General features: G+C 76.0%; 18 protein-coding genes. 9 read left to right on the top strand and 9 right to left on the bottom strand.

Annotated elements, in window-relative coordinates; translation table 11 throughout:
* Nucleotides 1–47: 47 nt before the first annotated feature.
* On the bottom strand, nucleotides 48–1,304 hold the full coding sequence (locus ABD994_RS14650) for an acetamidase/formamidase family protein (RefSeq protein ID WP_345415823.1): 1,257 nt from the start codon (nucleotides 1,302–1,304) through the stop codon (nucleotides 48–50).
* A gap of 148 nt (nucleotides 1,305–1,452) precedes the next feature.
* Here ABD994_RS14650 and ABD994_RS14655 point away from each other — a divergent pair, with 148 nt between their 5' ends.
* Complete coding sequence (locus ABD994_RS14655; protein ID WP_345415826.1) at nucleotides 1,453–2,121, top strand: biliverdin-producing heme oxygenase; 669 nt, start codon at nucleotides 1,453–1,455, stop codon at nucleotides 2,119–2,121.
* Between the two features lie 26 nt (nucleotides 2,122–2,147).
* On the opposite strand, the gene ABD994_RS14660 is transcribed toward ABD994_RS14655, so the two are convergent.
* The 4 genes from ABD994_RS14660 to ABD994_RS14675 form a co-directional block, all read right to left on the bottom strand.
* On the bottom strand, nucleotides 2,148–2,777 hold the full coding sequence (locus tag ABD994_RS14660) for a class I SAM-dependent methyltransferase (RefSeq protein ID WP_345415828.1): 630 nt from the start codon (nucleotides 2,775–2,777) through the stop codon (nucleotides 2,148–2,150).
* Nucleotides 2,778–2,854: 77 nt separating this feature from the next.
* On the bottom strand, nucleotides 2,855–3,151 hold the full coding sequence (locus tag ABD994_RS14665; protein WP_345415832.1) for an EthD family reductase: 297 nt from the start codon (nucleotides 3,149–3,151) through the stop codon (nucleotides 2,855–2,857).
* An 89-nt stretch (nucleotides 3,152–3,240) separates the two neighbouring features.
* Nucleotides 3,241–3,690, bottom strand: a complete 450-nt coding sequence (locus ABD994_RS14670) for a DUF6918 family protein (protein WP_345415835.1) — start codon at nucleotides 3,688–3,690, stop codon at nucleotides 3,241–3,243.
* 98 nt (nucleotides 3,691–3,788) lie between these two features.
* On the bottom strand, nucleotides 3,789–4,922 hold the full coding sequence (locus ABD994_RS14675; protein WP_345415839.1) for an alpha/beta fold hydrolase: 1,134 nt from the start codon (nucleotides 4,920–4,922) through the stop codon (nucleotides 3,789–3,791).
* A 366-nt stretch (nucleotides 4,923–5,288) separates the two neighbouring features.
* Between ABD994_RS14675 and ABD994_RS14680 the strand changes: the two genes are divergently transcribed.
* Nucleotides 5,289–5,990, top strand: a complete 702-nt coding sequence (locus ABD994_RS14680; protein ID WP_345415842.1) for a hypothetical protein — start codon at nucleotides 5,289–5,291, stop codon at nucleotides 5,988–5,990.
* Nucleotides 5,991–6,145: 155 nt separating this feature from the next.
* On the opposite strand, the gene ABD994_RS14685 is transcribed toward ABD994_RS14680, so the two are convergent.
* A complete protein-coding gene (locus tag ABD994_RS14685) occupies nucleotides 6,146–6,460 on the bottom strand; it encodes a hypothetical protein (RefSeq protein WP_345415845.1) in 315 nt (104 codons plus the stop codon).
* Nucleotides 6,461–6,690: 230 nt separating this feature from the next.
* Between ABD994_RS14685 and ABD994_RS14690 the strand changes: the two genes are divergently transcribed.
* The 4 genes from ABD994_RS14690 (at nucleotide 6,691) to ABD994_RS14705 (ending at nucleotide 12,163) form a co-directional block, all read left to right on the top strand.
* On the top strand, nucleotides 6,691–7,620 hold the full coding sequence (locus ABD994_RS14690) for an alpha/beta hydrolase fold domain-containing protein (protein ID WP_345415848.1): 930 nt from the start codon (nucleotides 6,691–6,693) through the stop codon (nucleotides 7,618–7,620).
* A gap of 49 nt (nucleotides 7,621–7,669) precedes the next feature.
* Complete coding sequence (gene npdG / locus ABD994_RS14695; protein ID WP_345415851.1) at nucleotides 7,670–8,365, top strand: NADPH-dependent F420 reductase; 696 nt, start codon at nucleotides 7,670–7,672, stop codon at nucleotides 8,363–8,365.
* A gap of 61 nt (nucleotides 8,366–8,426) precedes the next feature.
* Nucleotides 8,427–11,222, top strand: coding sequence for an ATP-binding protein (locus ABD994_RS14700; protein ID WP_345415854.1), 2,796 nt, complete (start codon nucleotides 8,427–8,429; stop codon nucleotides 11,220–11,222).
* 62 nt (nucleotides 11,223–11,284) lie between these two features.
* A complete protein-coding gene (locus ABD994_RS14705) occupies nucleotides 11,285–12,163 on the top strand; it encodes an alpha/beta fold hydrolase (protein ID WP_345415857.1) in 879 nt (292 codons plus the stop codon).
* Here ABD994_RS14705 and panB read toward each other — a convergent pair.
* Together panB and ABD994_RS14715 are read right to left on the bottom strand one after the other, a co-directional pair.
* The gene (gene panB / locus ABD994_RS14710) at nucleotides 12,106–12,939 is read right to left on the bottom strand and encodes a 3-methyl-2-oxobutanoate hydroxymethyltransferase (protein ID WP_345415860.1); all 834 of its coding nucleotides are present in this window, start codon (nucleotides 12,937–12,939) and stop codon (nucleotides 12,106–12,108) included. The genes ABD994_RS14705 and panB overlap by 58 nt on opposite strands.
* Nucleotides 12,940–13,072: 133 nt before the next feature.
* Nucleotides 13,073–14,254 (bottom strand): cytochrome P450, encoded by a 1,182-nt coding sequence (locus ABD994_RS14715; RefSeq protein ID WP_345415864.1) that lies wholly within the window; start codon nucleotides 14,252–14,254, stop codon nucleotides 13,073–13,075.
* A 119-nt stretch (nucleotides 14,255–14,373) separates the two neighbouring features.
* Here ABD994_RS14715 and ABD994_RS14720 point away from each other — a divergent pair, with 119 nt between their 5' ends.
* Together ABD994_RS14720 and glnA are read left to right on the top strand one after the other, a co-directional pair.
* On the top strand, nucleotides 14,374–15,957 hold the full coding sequence (locus tag ABD994_RS14720; protein WP_345415867.1) for an alpha/beta hydrolase: 1,584 nt from the start codon (nucleotides 14,374–14,376) through the stop codon (nucleotides 15,955–15,957).
* 62 nt (nucleotides 15,958–16,019) lie between these two features.
* Nucleotides 16,020–17,363 (top strand): type I glutamate--ammonia ligase, encoded by a 1,344-nt coding sequence (glnA, locus tag ABD994_RS14725; protein WP_345415870.1) that lies wholly within the window; start codon nucleotides 16,020–16,022, stop codon nucleotides 17,361–17,363.
* 1 nt (nucleotide 17,364) lies between these two features.
* Here glnA and ABD994_RS14730 read toward each other — a convergent pair whose 3' ends face one another.
* Entirely contained in the window at nucleotides 17,365–17,568 is a 204-nt protein-coding gene (locus ABD994_RS14730) for a DUF4177 domain-containing protein (RefSeq protein WP_345415873.1), read from the bottom strand.
* Nucleotides 17,569–17,625: 57 nt separating this feature from the next.
* On the opposite strand from ABD994_RS14730, the gene ABD994_RS14735 reads away from it, so the two are divergent.
* Nucleotides 17,626–20,709 (top strand): bifunctional [glutamine synthetase] adenylyltransferase/[glutamine synthetase]-adenylyl-L-tyrosine phosphorylase, encoded by a 3,084-nt coding sequence (locus ABD994_RS14735; protein WP_345415876.1) that lies wholly within the window; start codon nucleotides 17,626–17,628, stop codon nucleotides 20,707–20,709.
* Nucleotides 20,710–20,720: the final 11 nt, after the last annotated feature.

Raw genomic sequence — 20,720 nt, forward strand, 5'->3', positions numbered from 1 at the left:
CGCCAGCAATGCCGCGTTGCTCGCACCCCGGCGCCGACCCGTCGCGCTCAGGCCACGCCGAAGTCGGCCTTGCGGATCAGGCCGTGCACGCCGGTGGTGCGGTCGACGACCTGCGAGACCTGGAAGTCGGCGGCCGCGCTGAGGTAGGCGTAGGCGACCGGTTCGGCCATCCCGCGGTCCTGCACGAGGAACGCCATCGCGCGGCGGACCGCGTCCTTCATCGCGAGGTCGAGCTCGGTGCGGTTGCCGCCGCCCTCGGCGCCGTCGGGGTCGGAGAGCCCGATCGGCAGCCAGTGCGTGGGTGTCTCGGCGAACGGCGCGGCGAACGCCGCCCGCGGTGCCGGCCCCCCGGGCGGGATGCTCGTCAGGCGCAGGGTCGCCCGCAACGAGCCCTCCATGGCGGTCAGCGCGACCTCGCCGTCGCCCTGCGCCATGTGTGGGTCGCCGGCGAAGGCCATCGCGCCGGGCACCCGGACGGGCAGGTAGAGCCGCGAGCCCACACCGAGCTCGTTGATGTCGAGGTTGCCGCCGGCGTCGGTGGGCGGCACGGAGTCGACGAGCGCGTCGGTGTCCCGCGCGACACCCATGATCCCGAGGAACGGGGCGAGCGGGAACGTGACCTCACCCTGCCCCGCCGGCAGGGCGCCGACGAGCCCGCCCGGCCCGGGGCGCGCCGGGGTGAAGACGCTGATCTCGCCGCCGGCGTTGAACCAGCGCCGCAGGTCGGCACGGGACTCCCAGGCCTCGGGGTACTCCCCGGGCAGCGCCCCCTTGCCGTGCCGGTTGCTCACGACGCCGTACGGCACCCGCAGCTGCAGGTCGAGCACGTCGATCGCGAGCACGTGGCCGGGCTCGGCCCCGCGCACAGCGATCGGGCCGGTCACCACGTGCGGGCCGGGCCCGTCGTGCGGGGTGCGCCGTGCGACCTCCACGGCGTCGCTCAGCACGTCGCCGGGCGCGACCCCGAGGCCGGTGAAGTAGCCGAGCGGGTCCTGGCCCTGGTCCTCCAGCACACCCTCGTGGGAGATCGTGTCGATCGTGACGACGGCCCCCGAGTCGACGACGGCCACCGGCGGGGTCGAGCGCGTCGGCAGCCGGCCCCACAGCACCCCCGTGGGCGGCGCGGGGACGTACACGCCGGCCGGCGAGGGGACCCCCGGAGCCAGCGGCTGGAGCGTCGTGATCGGTCCGGGGGCCCGGGACGTCGCACCGCTGCTGCACGCCGCCGCGGCGGCGGCCGCGGACGCGATGCCCGCGGTCCGCAACAGCGATCGCCGGCCCAGCACCGACCCCGGACCCGTCATCCGCTCCACGCGGCGCAGCTGACCACGGGCGTGTTCCGGTCCCGTGGCGGCGCGGTGAACAGCGACGCCCGAGGCCGGTGAGGCTAGCCTTACCCGTGCGCGGACCCTAGTGTCGTCCCCGGTAGCCCTGCGACACCGGAGGCCCACCGTGAGCGAGCACCAGCCCTTCTCCCAGGTCCTCCGCCGGGCGACGGCCGCCGCCCACGAGCGGGCCCACCACTCCGGCTACATGGACGCCCTGCTCGGCGGCCGGCTCGCCCTCGACGACTACGCGACGCTCGTCGTGCAGTACCGGCACGTCTACGGCGCGCTCGAGGACGGCGCCGACCGTCTCGGCGACCACCCCGTCGTCGGTGGCTTCGCGGTCGACGCCCTGCGCCGGCGGGACGCGATCGCCGCCGACCTCGCGTTCCTCCGGGGCCCGCGCGGGGCCGACGACCTCGCGCCGCTGCCCGCCACCGCCCGCTACGCCGCCCGCATCCGGGCGATGGTCGACGAGTGGCCCGGCGGCTGGGTGGCCCACCACTACACGCGCTACCTCGGCGACCTCGCCGGCGGGCAGGCCGTCCGCGGGCTGCTGCGGCGCACCTACGGGATCACCGGTGACGGGGCGCGCTTCTACGACTTCGCCGCGCTCGGCCCCGTCCCGCCGTTCCGCGCGCACTACCGTGCGCTGCTCGACGCCGCGGGCCTCGAGGCGTGGGACGGCGTCGAGCGGGCGCGGATCGCCGACGAGGCGTGCCACGCCTTCGAGCTCAACATCGCGATGCTCGCCGAGCTCGCGGGCACGGTGCCGCCGGAGCACCTGGCCGCCTGAGTCCGGTCAGCCCCGGTCAGCCCCGGTCAGCCCCGCCGGGCCACGGCCAGCCACGCGGGCAGGTCCACGCGCCCACCCACGGGGACGCCGAGCAGGGCGGCCTGGTCGTCGTCGGGGACCCGGCCGCGGTAGGTGCTCTCGCGGATCTCGTCGAGCGTCCAGCCCGGCCGGCTGAACGCCGCGCGGATCTGGTCGTCGGTGACCTCGGGGCCGAACGCCGTGCTGGGCGCGAGCCCCAGCAGCACGACCCGCCCGCCGTCGACGACGACGTCCCGCAGCGCGTCGGCGTACCGGCCCTGGTCGTCGGTGTCGAAGATGTGGAACAGCGCGCTGTCGAGCACCGTGTCGAACCCGTGCAGCCCGGTCGGGTGCATCGCGTCGGCCTCGACGAACGTCGCCTCGACGCCGCGGCCCGCCGCGACGGTGCGGGCACGCTCCAGGGCGGCGGGGGCGGAGTCGGCGCCCACGACGTCGTAGCCGCGGGCGGCGAGCAGGACGGTGTGCTCGCCGGTGCCGCACCCGAGGTCGAGCACCCGACCCCGCAGCAGGCCCTCGGCCTCGGCCGCGACGATCGCGGGCTGCGGCTCGCCGATGATCCACGGCGGCTCCCCGGTGAGGTAGGCCTCCTGGAAGCGCGACGGTGCGGGCGTGGACATGCTGACCTCCGTGGCGTCGGGTAACACCCCCGAGCCTGTGACCTCGACCGTCGTCGAGGTCAAGGCCCGGCGGAGGATCAGTCGTGGGCCACGAACATCGTGACGCCCGCCTGGGCGAAGTTCGGGACGTCGTTCACGGCGTTCTGGCCGGCCTCGGAGCCCATCCCGGCCTGCAGGTCCTCGAGCGAGTCGAAGGCGACCTCGGCGATGAGGTAGTAGGGCGGCGGGTTCTCGTCCATCGACGCGCAGTGTCGGTAGGTGAACGACTTCACGCCCGGGATCGGGTCCACCAGCGGCGCGTGGGTCCCCTGGTAGTGCTTGTCGAACGCCGCGGGGTCGTCGGGGTGGTTGTAGAGAACGGTGAGGATGTGCACCAGGTCACTCCACCACGTGCGGCGGCCCCGGAGCCAGGGCCGATCACGAAGATCGGCGGCGCCGGGGCCGTCGGACGAGCGTGCCGTGGTCAGGCGCGGGCGTGCTTCTCGACGACGGCACCGAGCCCGGGGAGGGCCTCGATGACGTTCTCCTGCGCCTTCGGGCGCAGCTTGCCGTAGATCGAGGTGATCGCCGCGCGGTTGCTGCGCTCGGCGCGGCGGTCGGTGACGGCCAGGAGGGCCTCGGAGGCCTCCTGCGGGCGGGTGCCCAGGAACGTGCCGAAGTCGCCGGAGGCCTCGGTGGTGAACGTCGTCCAGAACGGCTCGAGCTGGTCGACGAACTCGTCGAGCATCTTGTCGATGGCCTCGGGCACGATGCCCGGCTTGACCTTCTTGAGAGCGGCGTAGCCGGTCTTGACGATGCCGCCGGACAGACCGCTCTTGTTCGCGACCTCGCCGTCGACGAGGGCGTTCAGGTCCTCGATCACCGCACCGCGGCGGTCGGAGTCGAGAAGGCGTGCCTTGAGCGTCTCGGCCATCGGTGTCCTTCCTCGGGGAGCCAGGAGCGGGCCCGACCGTACGGGAGGGCCGGGGCCGGATCTCCGGCAGGTCCCGCCGTGGACCACATCGATGTGGTTCAGGCGTCGCGGTCGTGCGCGGCGAGGAACGTCTCCATGTCGCGCCACGACTGCTCGCGTGCCCGGCGTCCGGCCAGCACGCCGAGGTGGCCGCCCGGGCGCACGACGAAGCGCAGATCCGGGCTGCCGGTGAGCAGCTCGGTCGCCCGCTCGACCGACGCGACCGGGGCGATGACGTCGTCGGCCCCCGCGACGAGCAGCACCGGCACGTGCACGTCGGCCAGACGCACGGGGCGGCCGGCGAGGCGCAGCTCGTCCTGCGCGAGGTCGTTCGAGCGGATGACGTGGTGGTAGATCTGCCCGAAGGCGCGGCCTGGGTAGGCGGTCATGCTGGCCATCAGGAGGTCGACCGCCTCGATCTGCTCGAGGAGCTGGCGGTCGTCGAGGTGGGTGAGCAGTGTGACAGGCTTGGTGAGGTAGCGCTCGACGCTCGTGAGCTGGAACGCCCACTTGACCACCGTCGCGGGGAACGACCCGAGCGTCCGGTAGGCGGCGGAGAAGATCCGCCCGCCGGTGTACTCGGCGACCGACCGGAACGGGGCCACCAGCGGGACCTCGGACACGTCGACGGGCGAGGCGAACGCCGTCACCGACCGGATCGGGGCGCCCGCCACCCCGCTCGCGGCGCTGAGCAGGGCGAACAGCCCGCCGAGGCTCCAGCCCGCCAGGTGGGGGGCGACGCCGTCGTGGTGGTCGGCGACCGCGTACAGGGCGGCGGGGACGATCTCGTCAACCCACAGCTCGAGGCCCCGGCGGCCCGCGGCCGGACCGGACTGGTCGTAGGTGACGATGTAGATCTCGCGGCCCGTGGCCAGCAGGTCCTCGACGAGGCTGGCGCCGCGGCGCAGGTCGAACGCGAAGTCGGGCGCCCCGAGCGGGGGGACCAGCAGCAGCGGCGCGAGCGCCGGGTCCGTCCCGACCGTCGGCTCGTAGCGGTGCACGGTGTAGCCGTCGCCGAGCAGTACGGGCAGTCGCGGCATCCGGCGGGTGTCGGCGAGGTGGCCCTGGGTCACCCAGTCCCACAGGTTGTCCCAGGCCGACACCACCGACTGCGGCACGGCGGGCAGCGGGCGCCCGGTCGTCGGCGGGGAGTCCCCGTCCCGGGGGGCGTCGGGGAGCTGCTCGGCGGTCACGCGGGCCGATGGTAGGGCCGACCGGACCACCGGGGCAGCGCCGCGTCACTCACGCGTCGTGATGCTCGCTCACGGTCGGTGAGGTCCCGCGCGTCGCGATGCGGGTGTTCGCGCTGCTCCAGGCCGTGTCTCGGGCGTCCCCGGTTGGGCCGTCCGGGCCTGTCCGGCTCCGCCCGAACGTCCGAGCGACCACTACACCTCCGCCGCGTTGGATCGGGTGGCGCCGCCCCGGGACCGTCCGTCCCGGGGCGGTGAGGCGCCGTCGGAGCACGCGGGCGCCGGACGACCAGCGGAGGGAGCACCGTGGCCGAGGGCGTTGTCGAGCCCCTGTTCGAGCCGACCAGATCCTCGTCGCTGCCTCGGTCGGTGCCCTGGTCGCTCGCGCTCTCCGAGACGCCCTGCGACCCCCTGCCGACCGTGCGGGACGAGCGTCGCGGGCGCCGGTCGCGGTTCGCGGCGAGCCTCGGGGTCGGCCTCGTCGGTGCGGCGTCGCTGACCACGGCCGTCTACCAGACGATCACGCAGTCCTCCACGACCGTCGGCCTGCCCGGGGAGGTCGCGGAGGTCGACACCCCGCTGCCGTGGGCGGCCGCGGGGGCCCCGGCCGGTCTGACGGCCTCGCCGACGACGATCACCCCGACCGTCGCCGACCTGGACCTGCGCGCCGACCAGCAGCCCCTGCCCGCCGCGCCGGCGCCGCCGGCCGCCGCCGGGCCGGCCGGGACGCCCTCGGGTCCGCCGGTGTCGGCCGCAGGACCGGTGTTCACCCCGTCCGCGCGGGACGACCGGCCGGCGCCCTCGTCGGGGACCGCGACCGGACGGCCGTCGGGGACGTCGGGGACGACGGAGCCGTCGACCGGGTCCGGCACGTCCGGGACGCCGACCTCCGGCACGCCGACGCCCAGCACGCCCACCTCCCAGGCGCCGTCGTCGGAGGCGCCGTCGTCGGAGCCCCCGTCGTCGGAGACGCCGTCCTCCGAGAGCCCGTCCTCGGGGACGCCGTCGTCCGGGACCCCGTCCTCCGGGTCCGGCGCCGCCGAGCCATCGACCCCGGCCGACGGCGGCTGACGCTCCTGGTGAGGGGCGCCCCTCGCTGATCTATCCGAGCGAGGGTGCCCCTCACTCGGGACGGACGTCGCGGCGCGCGCACGACGACGGCCCCGCCCCCGCGAGCGGGGACGGGGCCGTCGTGGCGGGACCCGGTAGCCGAGGACCGGCCGGGATCAGCCCAGCGGGCGGCGCAGCGCGGTGCGGCGCTCGGGGCGCAGGTGGTACACGACCGCCGGCAGGACGACGACCGCCACGAAGGGCAGCCCGACCAGCGGCAGCACGAACAGCAGCGCCAGGCCGATCAGCATGACGACGAGGGCGGTCAGCGGGTTGGTGGCGAACGCGCCGACCGCGGCCAGGCGCGGACTGCGGCGCGCGGCGGCGCCGAGGCGGTTGATCGTGCCGGTGCGCTCGGTGGTGCGGGCGGCAGCCGGCGCGGGGACGGGACGGGGCAGGGTCGGGGTGCTGTGCGGCCAGGGGAGAGCCATCGGGGTGCGTCGGTCCTTCGGGGTCGTGAGGTCCAGCGGGGGTACGTCGGGGGCCGCGCGGGGCGTCGCGGGGATCGACACCGGGATGACGCCCGGCGGCGGGGTCGGGTTCCCGCGCGTCGGTATCGATTCGGCAACGGCGGGTGCCCGACGTCGAGCGACATCATCCCCGGATCACCCCGCAGGCGGGAGGACCCGGAACGGTGAACCTGAAGTTTAGGGTGAGCCCGATGAGCGCCCCGACCGGCCCCGACGCCGGCATCCGCGACCTGCTCGCCCGCTGGACCGACGCGCCGGCGATGTTCGCGGACGCATCGCCCGAGGACGTCAGCAGCCCCCGCGCCCGGTTCGCCGTCCAGATGGCGGACGCGGGCGGCCCGCCGCCCCGCCCGCCCGAGGTCCGCGACGCCGGCGGCGTCCCGGTGCGCCTGCACCGGCCGGCCTCGGCGACGTCCGACGCCCTGGTGGTCTTCCTCCACGGCGGCGGGTGGGTGCTGGGCGGGGGCGACGTCTACGACGCCGCCGCGGCCGGGCTCGCCGACGACGTGGGCGCGGTCGTCGCCGCCGTCGACTACCCCCTCGCGCCCGAGCACCCGTTCCCCGCGCCGCTCGAGGGCGCGCAGGCGGCGATCCGGGCGCTGCTCGCCGACCCGCCGGCGGGTACCGACCCCGCGCGCTGCGCCCTGGTCGGCGACAGCGCGGGGGCCAACCTCGCCGCCGTCGCCGCGCTGGCCCTGCGCGACGAGGGCCGTCCGCCGGCGGCGATGCTGCTGGTCTACCCGCCGCCGGACTTCGAGGGCCGCTACCCGTCGGTGACCGAGAACGCCGAGGGGTACTGGCTCACCGCGTCCGACGTGAAGGCGTGCTCGAAGCTCTACCTCGCCGGCCACGACCCCCGCGGCGACGTCCGGCTCTCGCCGCTGCGGGCGCCGTCGCTGGCCGGGCTGCCGCCGACGATCGTCGCCACCGCCGGCTTCGACCCCCTGCGTGACGCCGGGCACGCCTTCGCCGACGCCCTGGCCGCCGCGGGTGTGGACGCCCGCCGCCGCGAGCACCCGGCACTGGTCCACGGCTTCTACGGGTTCCGCGCGGCCGTGCCCGCCGCCGACACCGCGGTCCGTGCCCTGCACGCCGAGCTCGCCGGGTTGCTCGGGCGCTGATCGTGGTAGAAGGCAGTCCGATCCGACGTCCACGCCAGGGAGCGACCCGTTGAGTGCACCGTCCTCCGGTGAGGCCATCGACCCGACGACGTTGACCGTCGGGGTCCTCGGCGGCACCGGCAACCAGGGCAAGGGGCTGGCGCTGCGCTGGGCGGCCGCCGGTATCCGCGTGATCGTCGGCTCGCGGGCCGCCGAGCGGGCCGAGAACTCCGCGCAGGAGTACCGCGACGCGACCGGGGTGGACCACATCATCGGCGGCCACAACGCGCACTGCGCGACCGAGGCCGACGTGGTGCTGGCGGCGGTCCCGTGGGAGTCGCACGCCGAGACGCTCACGGGCCTGCGTGAGGAGCTCAAGGGCAAGATCCTGATCGACTGCGTCAACCCGATCGGGTTCGACAAGAAGGGCCCGTACCCGCTGCCGGTCGAGGAGGGCAGCGCGGCGCAGCAGGCCGAGCAGCTCCTTCCCGAGACCCGCGTGACCGCGGCGTTCCACAACGTCTCGGCGGTGCTGCTCTCGGACATGTCGCAGCCGCAGGTCGACTGCGACGTGCTCGTGCTCGGCGACGACCGCGAGGCCACCGACGTCGTCCGTGCCCTCGCCGACGCCATCCCGGGCGTGCGCGGGGTCTACGGCGGCCGGCTGCGCAACGCCTACCAGGTGGAGTGCCTGACGGCGAACCTCATCGCGATCAACCGGCGCTACAAGGTCCACGCCGGCATCAAGATCACCGACCTCGACTGAGCGCACTGCTCGGTGAGGTCGACGCCTTGTGAGCCCGGCACGGGGTCAGCACCCTGGGCGGGTGCGGGCGAGGCCGGGTGGTGCGCCGCTCGTCGGGCGCGAGCGGGAGCTCTCGGCGCTGGTCGGGGCCGCCCTGTCCGGCCCCGGGGGTCTGGTGCTCGTGCCGGGCGAGGCCGGGAGCGGCAAGACCCGCCTGCTCGACGAGGTCGCCGCCCGGGCCCGCGCGGCCGGGGTGCGGGTGCTGCGGGGCCACGCCGTGCCGGGCGCGGGGCCGTTCCGCCCGGTCGCCGAGGCGCTGGCCGGTGCCGCCGACCCGGCGCTGGCCGGCGACCCCCGCCTCGCGCCGTTCCGGGCCGTGCTCGCCCGCGTCCTCCCGACGTGGCCCGCCGGGGCTCGCGACCCGTCGCCCGTCGACCCCGTCGTCGTCCTCGGGGAGGCCCTGGCGGAGCTCCTCGCCGTCGTCGCGGGGGAGGGGCGGGTCGTCGTGCTGCTCGACGACCTGCACTGGGCCGACCGCGACACCCTCGCCGTCCTCGAGTACCTGGCCGGGCGCCTCGACGGCACGGGCGTGCCGGTCGTCGGCTCGGTGCGCTCCGACGAGGCGCCGCCCGAGGGCCTGGCCCCGCTGCGCCGGGCCCGGGTCGCGGTGGTCGAGCTCGGCCGCCTCGACGCCGACGACGCGGGGGCGCTGGCGGGCCGCGTCCTCGGTGGCGACGTCGCCGACGACGTCCGCGCGCACGTCGTCGCCGCAGCCGACGGCCTGCCCCTGCTGGTCGAGGACCTCTGCGCCCGCCTGGTCGAGGACGGCGCGGTCACCCGGCGGGACGGGACGTGGCGCGCCGCCGGTCCGCTGCCGACGCCGGTGCCCGAGGCCTTCGCCGACGCCGTCGCCGGCCGGGTCGCGGCCCTCGACGCGGCCGACCGCGACGTCGTCCGCGTCGCCGCCCTGCTCGGCCGTGACCTGCCGTGGGACCTGGTGCCGCTCGCCGCGGGGACCGACGCCGCCGCGGCGGCCACCTCGCTGCGCCGCGCGGTCGACGCCCGGCTGCTGGTCGCCGGGCCGGACGGGGCCCTGCGCTGGCGGCACGCGCTCATCGACGACGCCGAGCTCGCCGCCCTCACCGCCCCCGAGCGGTCGGTGCTCGCCGCCCGGGCCGCGCGCGCGCTCGACCGCCACGACCCGTCCGGCCGCGACCTCGCCGGTCCCGTCCTCGCCCGCGTCGCCGAGCTGCGCGCCCGCGGCGTCGACCCCGACCGTGCCGCCGCCCTCCTGCTGCGCCTCGCCCGCGAGCACCGGGCGGCCGGGGCGCCCGCCGCGGCGCTGGCGGTGCTCGAGCAGGCGACGGCGCTGGCGGGGGAGGCCCACCGCCTGCCGGTCGCCGTCGAGCGCGTCGAGGTGCTCGCCCTCTCGGCCCGCACCGACGAGGCGCTGGCGGTCGGCGAGCACCTGCTCGCCCGCGCCGACACCCCGGCGCTGGCGCTCGCGCTGGCCCGGGCGTGCGTGGCGTCCGAGCGGTTCGAGGAGGCCCAGCGCCTGCTGGCGCGGGCCGGCGACGAGGACGACCCGCGCGTTCGGGCGCTCGCCGCGCACGTCGCGCTGGGCCGCGGCCAGGCCGCCGAGGCGCTGCGCCTCGCCGCGCCCGCCGCCGACGCCGCCGACGCCGGCGTCCCGGAGGCCGCCTGCGAGGCGCTGGAGGTCATCGGGCGGGCCCACCGGCGCGGCGACCCGGAGCGGTCGGCGGCCGCGTTCCGCCGGGCGGCCGACCTGGCCGAGCGGCACGGCCTCACGGCCTACCGCGTCCGCGCCCTCTCCGAGCTCGGCGTCGCCCACCTCTTCGGCGTGGGCGACGGCGAGCCCCTGCACCGGGCCGCGGAGGTGGCCCGCGACGCCGGCATGCTCGGGACGGCGACGATGCTCGAGGTGCAGGCGGTCGCCGTCGACAACGGCCGGTTGGGCCCCGTCGCCGCGGCGGTGCCGGCGCAGGCGTGCGCGGAGCGGGCCGGGCGGCTCGGGCTGCGCGGGCTGCGGGGCCAGTCGCTGGGTTTCGTGGCGCGCGGCCGGGTGTTCGCCGACCGGACGAGCGAGGTCGACGCCCTGCTCACCGAGGCGGCGTCGTTGTCGGCGAACCCGGTACACACCGCGAGCGCCCGCGCGCTCGCGACCGCCCACGACCGTTGGCTCGCCGGCGACCTGCCGGCCGCGCTGCCCGCCTACGACGAGGCGGTCGACCTGCTGCGCCGGGCCGAGGGCGCGAACCCGACGCCGTCGTGGGGCGAGCGGGCGGTGCTGCGGACCGCGGTCGACCCCGGCGACCCCGGCCCGCGCGAGGAGCTGCGCGACTCGGACGTCCTCGTCCAGTCGCTCAACCGCGGGGCCCTGCACCTCTGCGACGCCGTGGCCGCCGCCGGGCGCGGGGACGATCCCGGCCCGGACCTCGCGGCGGCCGACGAGCTCCTGCGCCACCGGCCCTTCTTCCGCCACCTCATGCGCTGCTTCCTGCTGGAGCACACGGTCCTCGGGGACCCGGTCCCGGTTCTCCACGAGGTCCTGGCCTGGTCCGCGGGCACCGCCGAGGTGCGCCTCACCCGCTGGTGCCGCGAGCGGCTGCGCGCGCTGGGCGCGCCGGTCCCGCGTCCGCAGCGCGACCTGACCGACGTCCCCGCCGACCTGCGCGCGCTCGGCGTGACCGGCCGCGAGATGGAGGTGCTGCGCCTCGTCGGCGACGGGCTGGCCAACCCGGAGATCGCCGCCCGCCTGCAGCTGTCGCGCCGGACGGTGGAGACGCACGTCGGGAACCTGCTGGCCAAGACCGGCGCGTCCGGCCGGGGCGAGCTGCGGAGCCGGCTCACGCCCTGACGCCGCTGGATCCGTGCGGCACACGGAGTCGCCGTGCGCGCCCCGACCCCAGGCTCGACGCCATGACGAACACCCACGAGATCACCACCGGCACCGTCGACCTCGGCGAGGTCCGCCTGGCGTACCGCGAGCGCGGCACGGGCACGCCCGTCCTGCTCCTGCACGCCGGCGGCTTCGGCGAGTGGTTCGCCCCGGTCTTCGACGAGCCGGCCCTCGACGGCGTCCGGCTCGTCGAGCTCCACCGTCCCGGGTACGGCGGCAGCTCGACGCCCGAGGGACACCTCACCGTCGCCGACATCGCCCGGCTCGCCCGACGGTTCCTGCGGGAGCTGGGGATCGAGCGCGCCGTCTGGGTCGGGCACTCCTCGAGCGGCAGCGTGGCCCTGCAGGCCGCGATCGACGCGCCCGACGCCGTCGAGCGCCTGGTCCTCATCGAGCCCGCGCCCAGCCCGGCCGGGCCGTCGGCCGAGGAACTCGTCCGCACCGCGGTCGGCCCGGCGTTGGGTGCCGCCCACGCCGGCGACTTCCGGGGCGCCACCGACGCGTTCATGACCGGCGTGGGCGGCCCGGGCTGGGCGGACCTCGTCCGGGAACGGTTCGGCGCCGACGGGCTGGAGCGCCTGCTGCGCGACTCCCGCTTCTTCCTCGGCGACGAGGTCGTCGCCGCGCAGGAGTGGGCGATCGACGAGGAGACCGCCGCCCGCGTCACCGCGCCGACGACGCTGGCCTACGGCGAGGCGGGCGCCACGAAGGCGCACGAGGAGACCACCCGGATGCTCGCCGCGTGGATCCCCGGCGCCGAGCTGGTCGCCCTGCCCGGCGTCGGGCACCTCATGACGCTCGAGGACCCGGCCGCGGTGGCCCGGTTGGTGGCCGGAGGCGGTCAGTCGAAGCTGTGTTCCGGGCCGGGGAAGGTGCCCTCGCGGACCTCGCGGGCGTAGGTGCCGGCGGCCTCGGCCAGCACCGCGCCCATCTCGGCGTACCGCTTGACGAAGCGCGGGGTCCGGCGCGCGGGGTCGGACAGGCCGACCATGTCGGTCCACACGAGGACCTGCGCGTCGCACTCCGGGCCCGCGCCGATCCCGACGGTCGGCACCGGGATGTCCGCGGTGACCCGCTTGGCGACGTGCGCGGGCACCATCTCGAGCACGACGGCGAACGCCCCCGCCTCGGTGACCGCGCGCGCGTCGGCGAGGAGCTTTTCGGCGGCGTCGTCCCCGCGGCCCTGGACGCGGTAGCCGCCGAGGGCGTGCTCGCTCTGCGGGGTGAAGCCGAGGTGGGCCATCACCGGGATGCCGGCGTCGACGATCGCGCGGATGCGGTCGGCGTAGTGCGCGCCGCCCTCGAGCTTCACCGCGTGCGCACCACCCACCTTCATGAACTCGACGGCGGTGGTCACCGCCTGCTCGACCGAGACCTGGTAGCTGCCGAAGGGCAGGTCGGCGACGACGAGCGCGTGCGGGGCGCCGCGGACGACGGCGCGGGTGAGGATCAACAGCTCCTCGGTGGTCACCGGGACCGTGGTGTCGTAGCCCAGGACGGTGTTGCCGGCGGAGTCGCCGACCAGCAGGACGGGCACGCCCGCCTCGTCGACGATCCGGGCGGTGTTCACGTCGTAGGCCGTGAGCATCGGCCAGCGTTCGCCGCGGGCCTTCATCTCCTGGAGGTGGTGCACGCGGGTGCGCTTGCGTGTGGGGGTGCCCTGCGGTGACGTCATCGTCGTCCGTCCTTGCCTCGAGGCCCGCCGGATGCGGTGGGTCCCCGGGTCGTCGGGGTGGGAGTAGCGCCACGGTGTCACCGCCCGCGCGCCGGTGCCGCTGGCTGGGACCAGCCTCACAGCGGGGAGCGGCTCAGGCCGGATCCCACGTCACCGGAAGGGTCGTCAGTCCCCGGAACACCCAGCCGGACCAGGCCTCGTCGCGGCGCGGATCGGTCCGCAGCCCGGGCAATGCGGCGTAGAGGAGCGGGACCGCGATCTCCCCGATCGCGATGCGGGCGGCCCAGTGCCCCGGGCAGAGGTGGACCCCGCTGCCGAACCCCAGGTGCGCCCGCTCCGGGCGGGAGATGTCGAAGCGGTCGGGGTGACCGAACGCGGCGGGGTCGCGGTTGGCCGCGCCGATCACGACGCCGAGGGCCGCCCCGCCGGGCAGCTCCACGCCGTCGAGCACGGTCGCCCGGGTCGTCTCGCGCGGGTACATCCCGATCGGCGAGAGCCACCGCAGCGCCTCGTCGAACACCACCGGCCAGAGCGCGGGGTCGGCGAGGACGCGGTCGCGCTGGTCGGGGTGCCGGCTCAGCGCCCACACCGTGTTGGTGACCATGTGCTGCGGCTCGTTCAGGCCACCGGAGATCGTCAGCTTGACGTTGGCCCGCACCGCCGCCTCGTCGAGGCCGGAGTTGACCAGCGCGGAGGTCATCGAGGCGTCCGGGTGGCGCCGCAGGTGGGGGAGCAGCGCGTCGAGGTGGTCGTCGACCTCCCGCTGCGCGTCGTCGCACCGCGCCCAGATCGTCGCGTCGTCGCCCAGGTTCCCGACGCCCGCGATGAAGGCGTGGGACCAGCGCTCCATCTGCTCCGGGGTCGCCTCGCGCAGCCCCAGCAGGTCGACGAGGTTCCGCGCGGCGACCGGGGCCGCGTAGTCGCGGTCCAGCTCGGCCCGCTCCGGTCCGTGCCCGCGCAGGACCTCGAGCTGGAGCCGGGCGTTGTGCTCGAAGCGCGGCGCCCAGGACGCGCGGACGCTCCTCGCCCGCAGACCCGGGTTGATCGGCGCGCGCTCCTGCGCGTGCCGCGGGTCGTCCCGGCGCAGCATGGGCGTCGCGCCGAGCGCCCGCGCCATCGTCGCGCCGGAGCCGCCGACGTCGGCGGAGTACGTGGCCTGGTCGGCCTCGACGGCGCGGCACGCGGCGAACCCGACGACGAGGTGGCGCTGGAGGGCCGGCACGTGGACGACGGACCCCAGCTCGCGGAGCCGGGCGTAGGTGTCGTGGGGGTCGCGCAACATCGCCGCGACGTCGACCTCGGCGGTGACGGCCATCGCTCTCCTCGGGGTCGGGGAGGGAGGACCAGCGTCGGCCGCGGGCGCCCGCCGTGGCAAGGACGGCGCTCCCGGTGCCCGTCACCGGCCGATCACGACGCGCGTGGCAGGGTGACGCCGTGCGCGCCACCCCGAGGCCCCGGTCGGTCCTGATCGCTGCGGTCGCCGGGCTCGCGGCCCTCCTGCTCGGAGCGTGTGCGCAGGTCGTGCCGGGCACGGCCGTGCCGGACCCCGCGGGCAGCGCACCTCCGGGGCTGGAGGCGTTCTACGGCCAGCAGCTGACCTGGGGCCCGTGCGCGCCGCTGGCCGCCACCGACGAGGACCGCCAGATCTACGCCGACCCCGCCCTGCAGTGCGCGCGCATGCAGGTGCCGCTCGACTACGCCGCGCCGCACGGCCGCACCGCCGCGATCGCCGTGCTGCGCCACGCCGCGCCGGCCTCGCCCGAGCGGATCGGGTCACTGGTGATCAACCCCGGCGGGCCGGGCGCCTCGGGCATCCAGACCGCCGCCTACCTCTCGTCGTCGCTCGCCTCGACCGACGTCGGGCGCCGCTTCGACATCGTCGGGTTCGACCCCCGCGGCGTCGGCGCGAGCGAGCCCGCCATCCGCTGCCTCAACGGTCCCGAGCGCGACGCCGACCGCCGCGACGACGACACCGACCCCTCGCCCGCGGGCGTCGCGTCCACCGAGGGCGAGGAGCGCCAGGTCGTCGACCTCTGCGCCCAGCGCAGCGGGCTCGACGTCCTCGCCAACGTCGGCACCCGCGACGTCGCCAAGGACATGGACGTGCTGCGCGCCGTGCTCGGCGACCCGCGGCTGACCTACCTGGGCTACTCCTACGGCACGCGGATCGGCTCGACGTACGCCGAGGAGTTCCCGCGCAACGTGCGGGCGATGATCCTCGACGGCGCCCTCGACCCCGACCAGGACCCGACGGCCGAGCTCGTCGACCAGGGCCGGGGCTTCCAGGGGGCCTTCGACGCGTTCGCCCGCAACTGCACCACCCGGCCGAACTGCCCGCTGGGCCAGGACCCCGCGCAGACCACCCGCGCCTACCAGGACCTGACCCGACCCCTGATCGCGCGGCCGCTGCCCCTGCCCGACGGGCGGGTGATGTCCTACGGCGACGCCCAGCAGGGCACGATCAACGCGCTCTACGTCGAGGCCTACTGGCCGCGTCTGACGCGCGCACTCTCCGACCTGCGGGCCGGCAACGGCACCGGGCTGATGACGCTCGCCGACGAGTACTACGAGCGCAATCCCGACGGCAGCTACGCCTCCTCCCAGGACGCGTTCGAGGCGATCCGCTGCGTCGACGACCCGCGGATCACCGACCCGGCACAGTCGCTCGCCCGCGCCGAGGCCTACAACCAGGCCGCGCCGTTCCTCGACAGCGGCCGCGGCGTCTCGGGGGCCCGCGACAGCTGCGCGTTCTGGCCGGTGCCGCCGACGAGCCAGCCGCACGTCCCGCAGGTGCCCGGGCTCGCGCCGCCGCTGGTCGTGTCGACCACGGGCGACCCGGCGACGCCGTACCAGGCCGGCGTCGAGCTGGCGCGGGCCCTGAACGGCTCGCTGCTGACCAAGATCGGCGACGAGCACACCGCGGTGTTCCAGAACTCGACGTGCGTCGACGACATCGCCACGCGCTACCTGATCGACAACACGCCGGCCCCGCCCGGCGCCACCTGCCCGGCGACCTGACACCCCGGACGTGACACAGCCCCGTCTTTCGGGCACCTGAACGCGCACCTAGGGTTCCGCCCATGGATCGCCAGCAGGAGTTCGTCCTGCGGACGCTCGAGGAACGCGACATCCGTTTCGTGCGGCTGTGGTTCACCGACGTGCTCGGGTACCTGAAGTCGGTCGCCGTGGCGCCGGCCGAGCTCGAGGGCGCTTTCGCCGAGGGCATCGGGTTCGACGGCTCGGCGATCGAGGGCTTCGCGCGGGTCTACGAGTCCGACATGGTCGCCAAGCCGGACCCGTCGACGTTCCAGGTGCTGCCGTGGGAGACCGCGGGCGGCGGGCACTACTCGGCGCGCATGTTCTGCGACATCACCATGCCCGACGGCTCGCCGTCCTGGGCCGACCCGCGCCACGTGCTGCGCCGCGCGCTCTCCCGGGCCGCCGAGGCGGGGTTCACCTGCTACGTCCACCCGGAGATCGAGTTCTACCTGCTGCGGGACCTGCCCGGCGACGGCACGCCCCCGATCCCGGCGGACACCGGCGGCTACTTCGACCAGGCCAGCCACAACACCGCGCCGCACTTCCGCCGCCGGGCGATCGAGTCGCTCGAGGCCATGGGCATCTCGGTGGAGTTCAGCCACCACGAGGGCGGCCCCGGCCAGCAGGAGATCGACCTGCGCTACGCCGACGCCCTGACGATGGCGGACAACATCATGACCTTCCGGTACATCGTCAAGGAGGTCGCGATCACCCAGGGGGTGCACGCATCTTTCATGCCGAAGCCCTTCACCGAGCACGCCGGCTCGGCGATGCACACGCACGTCAGCCTGTTCGAGGGTGACCAGAACGCCTTCCACGACGCCTCGGAGCCCTACGAGCTGTCGAAGACGGGCAAGGCGTTCGTGGCCGGCGTCCTGCGCCACGCCCGCGAGCTCTCCGCGGTGACCAACCAGTTCGTCAACTCCTACAAGCGCCTCATCGTCGGCGGCGAGGCGCCGACGACGGTGTGCTGGGGCCACGCGAACCGCTCGGCGCTCGTGCGGGTGCCGATGTACTCGCCGGGCAAGGCGTCCTCGCGGCGCATCGAGGTCCGCACCATCGACACCGCGGCCAACCCGTACCTGGCCTACGCCGCGATCCTCGGCGCCGGCCTGCAGGGCGTGGCCGAGGGCTACGAGCTGCCGCCGCCCGCCGAGGACAACGTCTGGATGCTCTCGGAGGGCGAGCGCCGGGCGATGGGCTACGAGACGCTGCCGCAGAACCTCGACGGCGCGCTGGCCGCCATGGAGCGCTCGGAGCTCATGGCCGAGATCCTCGGCGAGCACGTCTTCGACTTCTTCCTGCGCAACAAGCGCTCGGAGTGGGACGCCTACCGGCGCAACGTGACGCCCTACGAGCTGGCGACCTACCTGCCGACGCTGTAGGTCACACCGGCCGTTCGAAGGTGACGAGCAGGCCGTCGACACCGCCCGGCCCGATCCGCCCCTTCACGTCCGCGCTCGTGATGGTCCGGAGCTGCCAGCCGTCGGCGGCCTCGGCGTTGAGGACCTTCTCGAGCTTGTCGTCGGACAGCTTGCCGCCCATGAGGCTCTCGCGGAGCTGGACGACCTTGTACTCGAAGCGCTGCATGCCCCCGATCCTGTCAGCAGACGCGCCGGGTCCCGGGTGAGCTGGAATCCTCGGGGCATGACCGAGCCCGCGACGACGCACCGGCGGCCCGACCGGACGGGGCGGGCGCCGGCACGGCTCGGGCTCACCGACCCGGACGCGGGGCCGCGGCTCGCCGCGCTCGGCTGGTGGGACGGTGACGCGCCGCGGCCGGGCTCCGAGAACGTCGTCTGGGCCCTGGCCCGCAGCGCCGACCCGGACCTGGCGCTGCTGGCCGTCGAGCGGGTGCGCGAGGCGCTGGGCGAGGAGGAGTGGCCGGCGCTGGTGGCGGCGCTGGGCAGCGACCAGGGCCTGCGGGGGCGGCTGTTCGGCGTGCTCGGCGGGTCGACCGCGCTGGGCGACCACCTCGTCGCCCACCCCGACCGCTGGCGCACCCTGCGCACCGTGCGCACGCCCGGGCGCACCTACGACGCCTCGCAGCTGCCCGACCTCGACGAGCGGACGGCGACGCTGCTGGCCGCCGTGGGCGCGTCGGCCCACGAGCCCCGCGCGACGGTCCTCGAGCCCGCCGGTGTCGGGGTGCTGCGGCTGGCCTACCGCGACGAGGTGCTCGCGCTGGCGGCCGCCGACCTGCAGGCCGTGTGCGAGCCGGAGCTGCCGGTGCTGCCCGTCGAGGTCGTCGCCGCGCAGCTCGCCGACCTCGCCGCCGCCGGCCTGCGGGCCTCGCTCGCCGTCGCTGACGCGACGATCGCCGCCGCGCTGGGCGGCCGGGACGGCCGCGAGCCCGACGACCCGCTCCCGTGCCGGCTCGCCGTGATCGGCATGGGCAAGTGCGGCGGCCGCGAGCTCAACTACGTCAGCGACATCGACGTGGTCTTCGTGCACGAGGGACCCACCGACGTCGCCACCCGGCTCGCGTCGACGATGATGCGGATCGCCACGGAGGCGTTCCTCGAGGTCGACGCCAACCTGCGGCCCGAGGGCCGGCAGGGCGCGCTGGTGCGCACCCTCGAGGGGCACGAGTCGTACTACCGCCGCTGGGCGAAGACCTGGGAGTTCCAGGCGCTGCTCAAGGCCCGCCCGGTCGCGGGCGACGAGGAGCTGGCGCGGCGGTACTGCGAGACCGTCGACCCGATGGTCTGGAGCGCCGCCGACCGCGACGACTTCGTCGCCGACGTCCGCGCCATGCGCCGCCGCGTGGAGGAGCACATCCGCGCCGACCACGCCGACCGCGAGATCAAGCTCGGGCGCGGCGGGCTGCGCGACGCCGAGTTCGCCGTCCAGATGCTGCAGATGGTGCACGGTCGCGGCGACGAGTCGATCCGCAGCCAGAACACCCTCGAGGCCCTGGCCGCGCTGGCCGAGGGCGGCTACGTCGGCCGCGACGACGCCGCCAACCTCGCCGCGTCGTACCGGTTCCTGCGGATGCTCGAGCACCGCGTGCAGCTGCAGAAGATGCGCCGCACCCACCTCTTCCCGTCCGACGACGACACCGCCGGCCTGCGCTGGCTCGCCCGCGCGGCCAAGCTGCGCCCCGACGGGTCCCGCGACGCGGTCGGCGTCCTGCAGCACGAGCGCTCGCGGCACACGGTGCGGGTGCGCCGCCTGCACGAGAAGCTCTTCTACCGCCCGCTGCTCGAGTCGGTGGCGCGCGTGCCCGGCGAGGACCTGGTGCTCACCTCGGAGTCCGCGATGCGCCGGCTCAAGGCGCTGGGCTGGACGTCGCCGCAGGGGGCGCTGGGCCACCTGCAGGCCCTGACCAGCGGCGTCAGCCGCGCGAGCCGCATCCAGCGGGCGCTGCTGCCGGTGCTGCTCGACGAGCTCGGGCACACCGCCGACCCCGACCACGGGCTGCTCGCGTACCGCAAGGTGTCCGAGGCGCTCGCCGACACCCCCTGGTTCCTGGGCTACCTGCGCGACGAGGGCGTCGCCGCGGAGCGGCTGATGCGGGTGCTGGGCACCTCGCGGTGGGTGGCCGAGATGATGCCGCGCACGCCGGAGGTCCTGCGCCTGCTCGCCGGCGACGGCCCGCACGCCGAGCTCGTGGCCCGCCGGCCCGAGGAGGTCGCCCAGTCGCTGCGCGCGGCGGTGGGGCGCCACACCGACCCCGCGTCGGCCGGGCAGGTCGGCCGGTCGATGCGGCGCATCGAGCTGGTCCGCGTGGCGTGCGCCGACCTCCTCGGCCTGCTCGACGTCCCCGCCGTCTGCACGGCGCTGTCGAGCATCTGGGTGGCCGTGCTCCAGGCCGCGCTGGCCGCGGCCGAGCGCGGCCAGGTCGGGGACGGCGACCGCCCGGCGCGCATCGCCGTCATCGGCATGGGCCGCCTCGGCGGGGGCGAGCTGGGCTACTCCTCGGACGCCGACGTGCTGTTCGTGTGCGAGCCGGCCGAGGGCGTCGAGGACGCCGAGGCCGTCCGCTACGCGAAGGCGGTCGCCGAGGCCGCGGTCGGGGCCCTGGGGGCGCCGAGTCCGGACCCGCCGCTGGAGGTCGACACCAAGCTGCGCCCCGAGGGCCGCGGCGGGCCGCTGGTGCGGACGCTCGACTCCTACCGCCAGTACTACGCCCGGCTCGCCGACACCTGGGAGTACCAGGCCCTGCTGCGCGCCCGCCCGGTCGCGGGCGACGAGGCGCTCGGCGCCGCGTTCGTCGAGGCGATCGACCCGTACCGCTACCCGGCGGACGGGCTGCCCGACGAGAAGGCCGTCGAGATCCGGCGGATCAAGGCGCGCGTCGACAACGAGCGCCTGCCCCGCCGCGCCGACAAGGCCCTGCACACCAAGCTCGGCACCGGCGGGCTCTCCGACGTGGAGTGGACCGTGCAGCTGCTGCAGCTCCAGCACGCCGGTGCGGTGCCGTCGCTGCGCACGCCCTCGACGCTGGACGCGCTCGAGGCGGCCGCGAAGGCCGGGCTCGTCGAGGAGGCCGACGCCGAGGCGCTCGCCACCGGCTGGACGACAGCCACCCACGCCCGCGCGGCGGCGACCCTCGTGCGCGGGCGGCCCACCGACGAGGTGCCGCACTCGGGGCGCGACCTCGCCGCCGTCGCCGCGGCGCTCGGCCACGACCCCGACGCCGACCCCGGCGAGTTCCTCGACGAGTACCGCCGCGTCACCCGCCGCGCCCGCGCCGTCGTCGACCGGGTCTTCTACCTCGTCGACTGAGAGGACATCGG

Origin of the sequence: Actinomycetospora chlora, assembly GCF_039542135.1 — a bacterium.
GTDB lineage: Bacteria > Actinomycetota > Actinomycetes > Mycobacteriales > Pseudonocardiaceae > Actinomycetospora > Actinomycetospora chlora.

Coding starts and splice junctions, on each gene's coding strand:
- panB (WP_345415860.1), bottom strand. CDS start 12,939: ATGACGTCACCGCAGGGCACCCCCACACGCAAGCGCACCCGCGTGCAC.
- ABD994_RS14685 (WP_345415845.1), bottom strand. CDS start 6,460: ATGGCTCTCCCCTGGCCGCACAGCACCCCGACCCTGCCCCGTCCCGTC.
- ABD994_RS14705 (WP_345415857.1), top strand. CDS start 11,285: ATGACGAACACCCACGAGATCACCACCGGCACCGTCGACCTCGGCGAG.
- ABD994_RS14730 (WP_345415873.1), bottom strand. CDS start 17,568: ATGCAGCGCTTCGAGTACAAGGTCGTCCAGCTCCGCGAGAGCCTCATG.
- ABD994_RS14650 (WP_345415823.1), bottom strand. CDS start 1,304: ATGACGGGTCCGGGGTCGGTGCTGGGCCGGCGATCGCTGTTGCGGACC.
- ABD994_RS14735 (WP_345415876.1), top strand. CDS start 17,626: ATGACCGAGCCCGCGACGACGCACCGGCGGCCCGACCGGACGGGGCGG.
- ABD994_RS14660 (WP_345415828.1), bottom strand. CDS start 2,777: ATGTCCACGCCCGCACCGTCGCGCTTCCAGGAGGCCTACCTCACCGGG.
- ABD994_RS14690 (WP_345415848.1), top strand. CDS start 6,691: ATGAGCGCCCCGACCGGCCCCGACGCCGGCATCCGCGACCTGCTCGCC.
- ABD994_RS14670 (WP_345415835.1), bottom strand. CDS start 3,690: ATGGCCGAGACGCTCAAGGCACGCCTTCTCGACTCCGACCGCCGCGGT.
- glnA (WP_345415870.1), top strand. CDS start 16,020: ATGGATCGCCAGCAGGAGTTCGTCCTGCGGACGCTCGAGGAACGCGAC.
- ABD994_RS14715 (WP_345415864.1), bottom strand. CDS start 14,254: ATGGCCGTCACCGCCGAGGTCGACGTCGCGGCGATGTTGCGCGACCCC.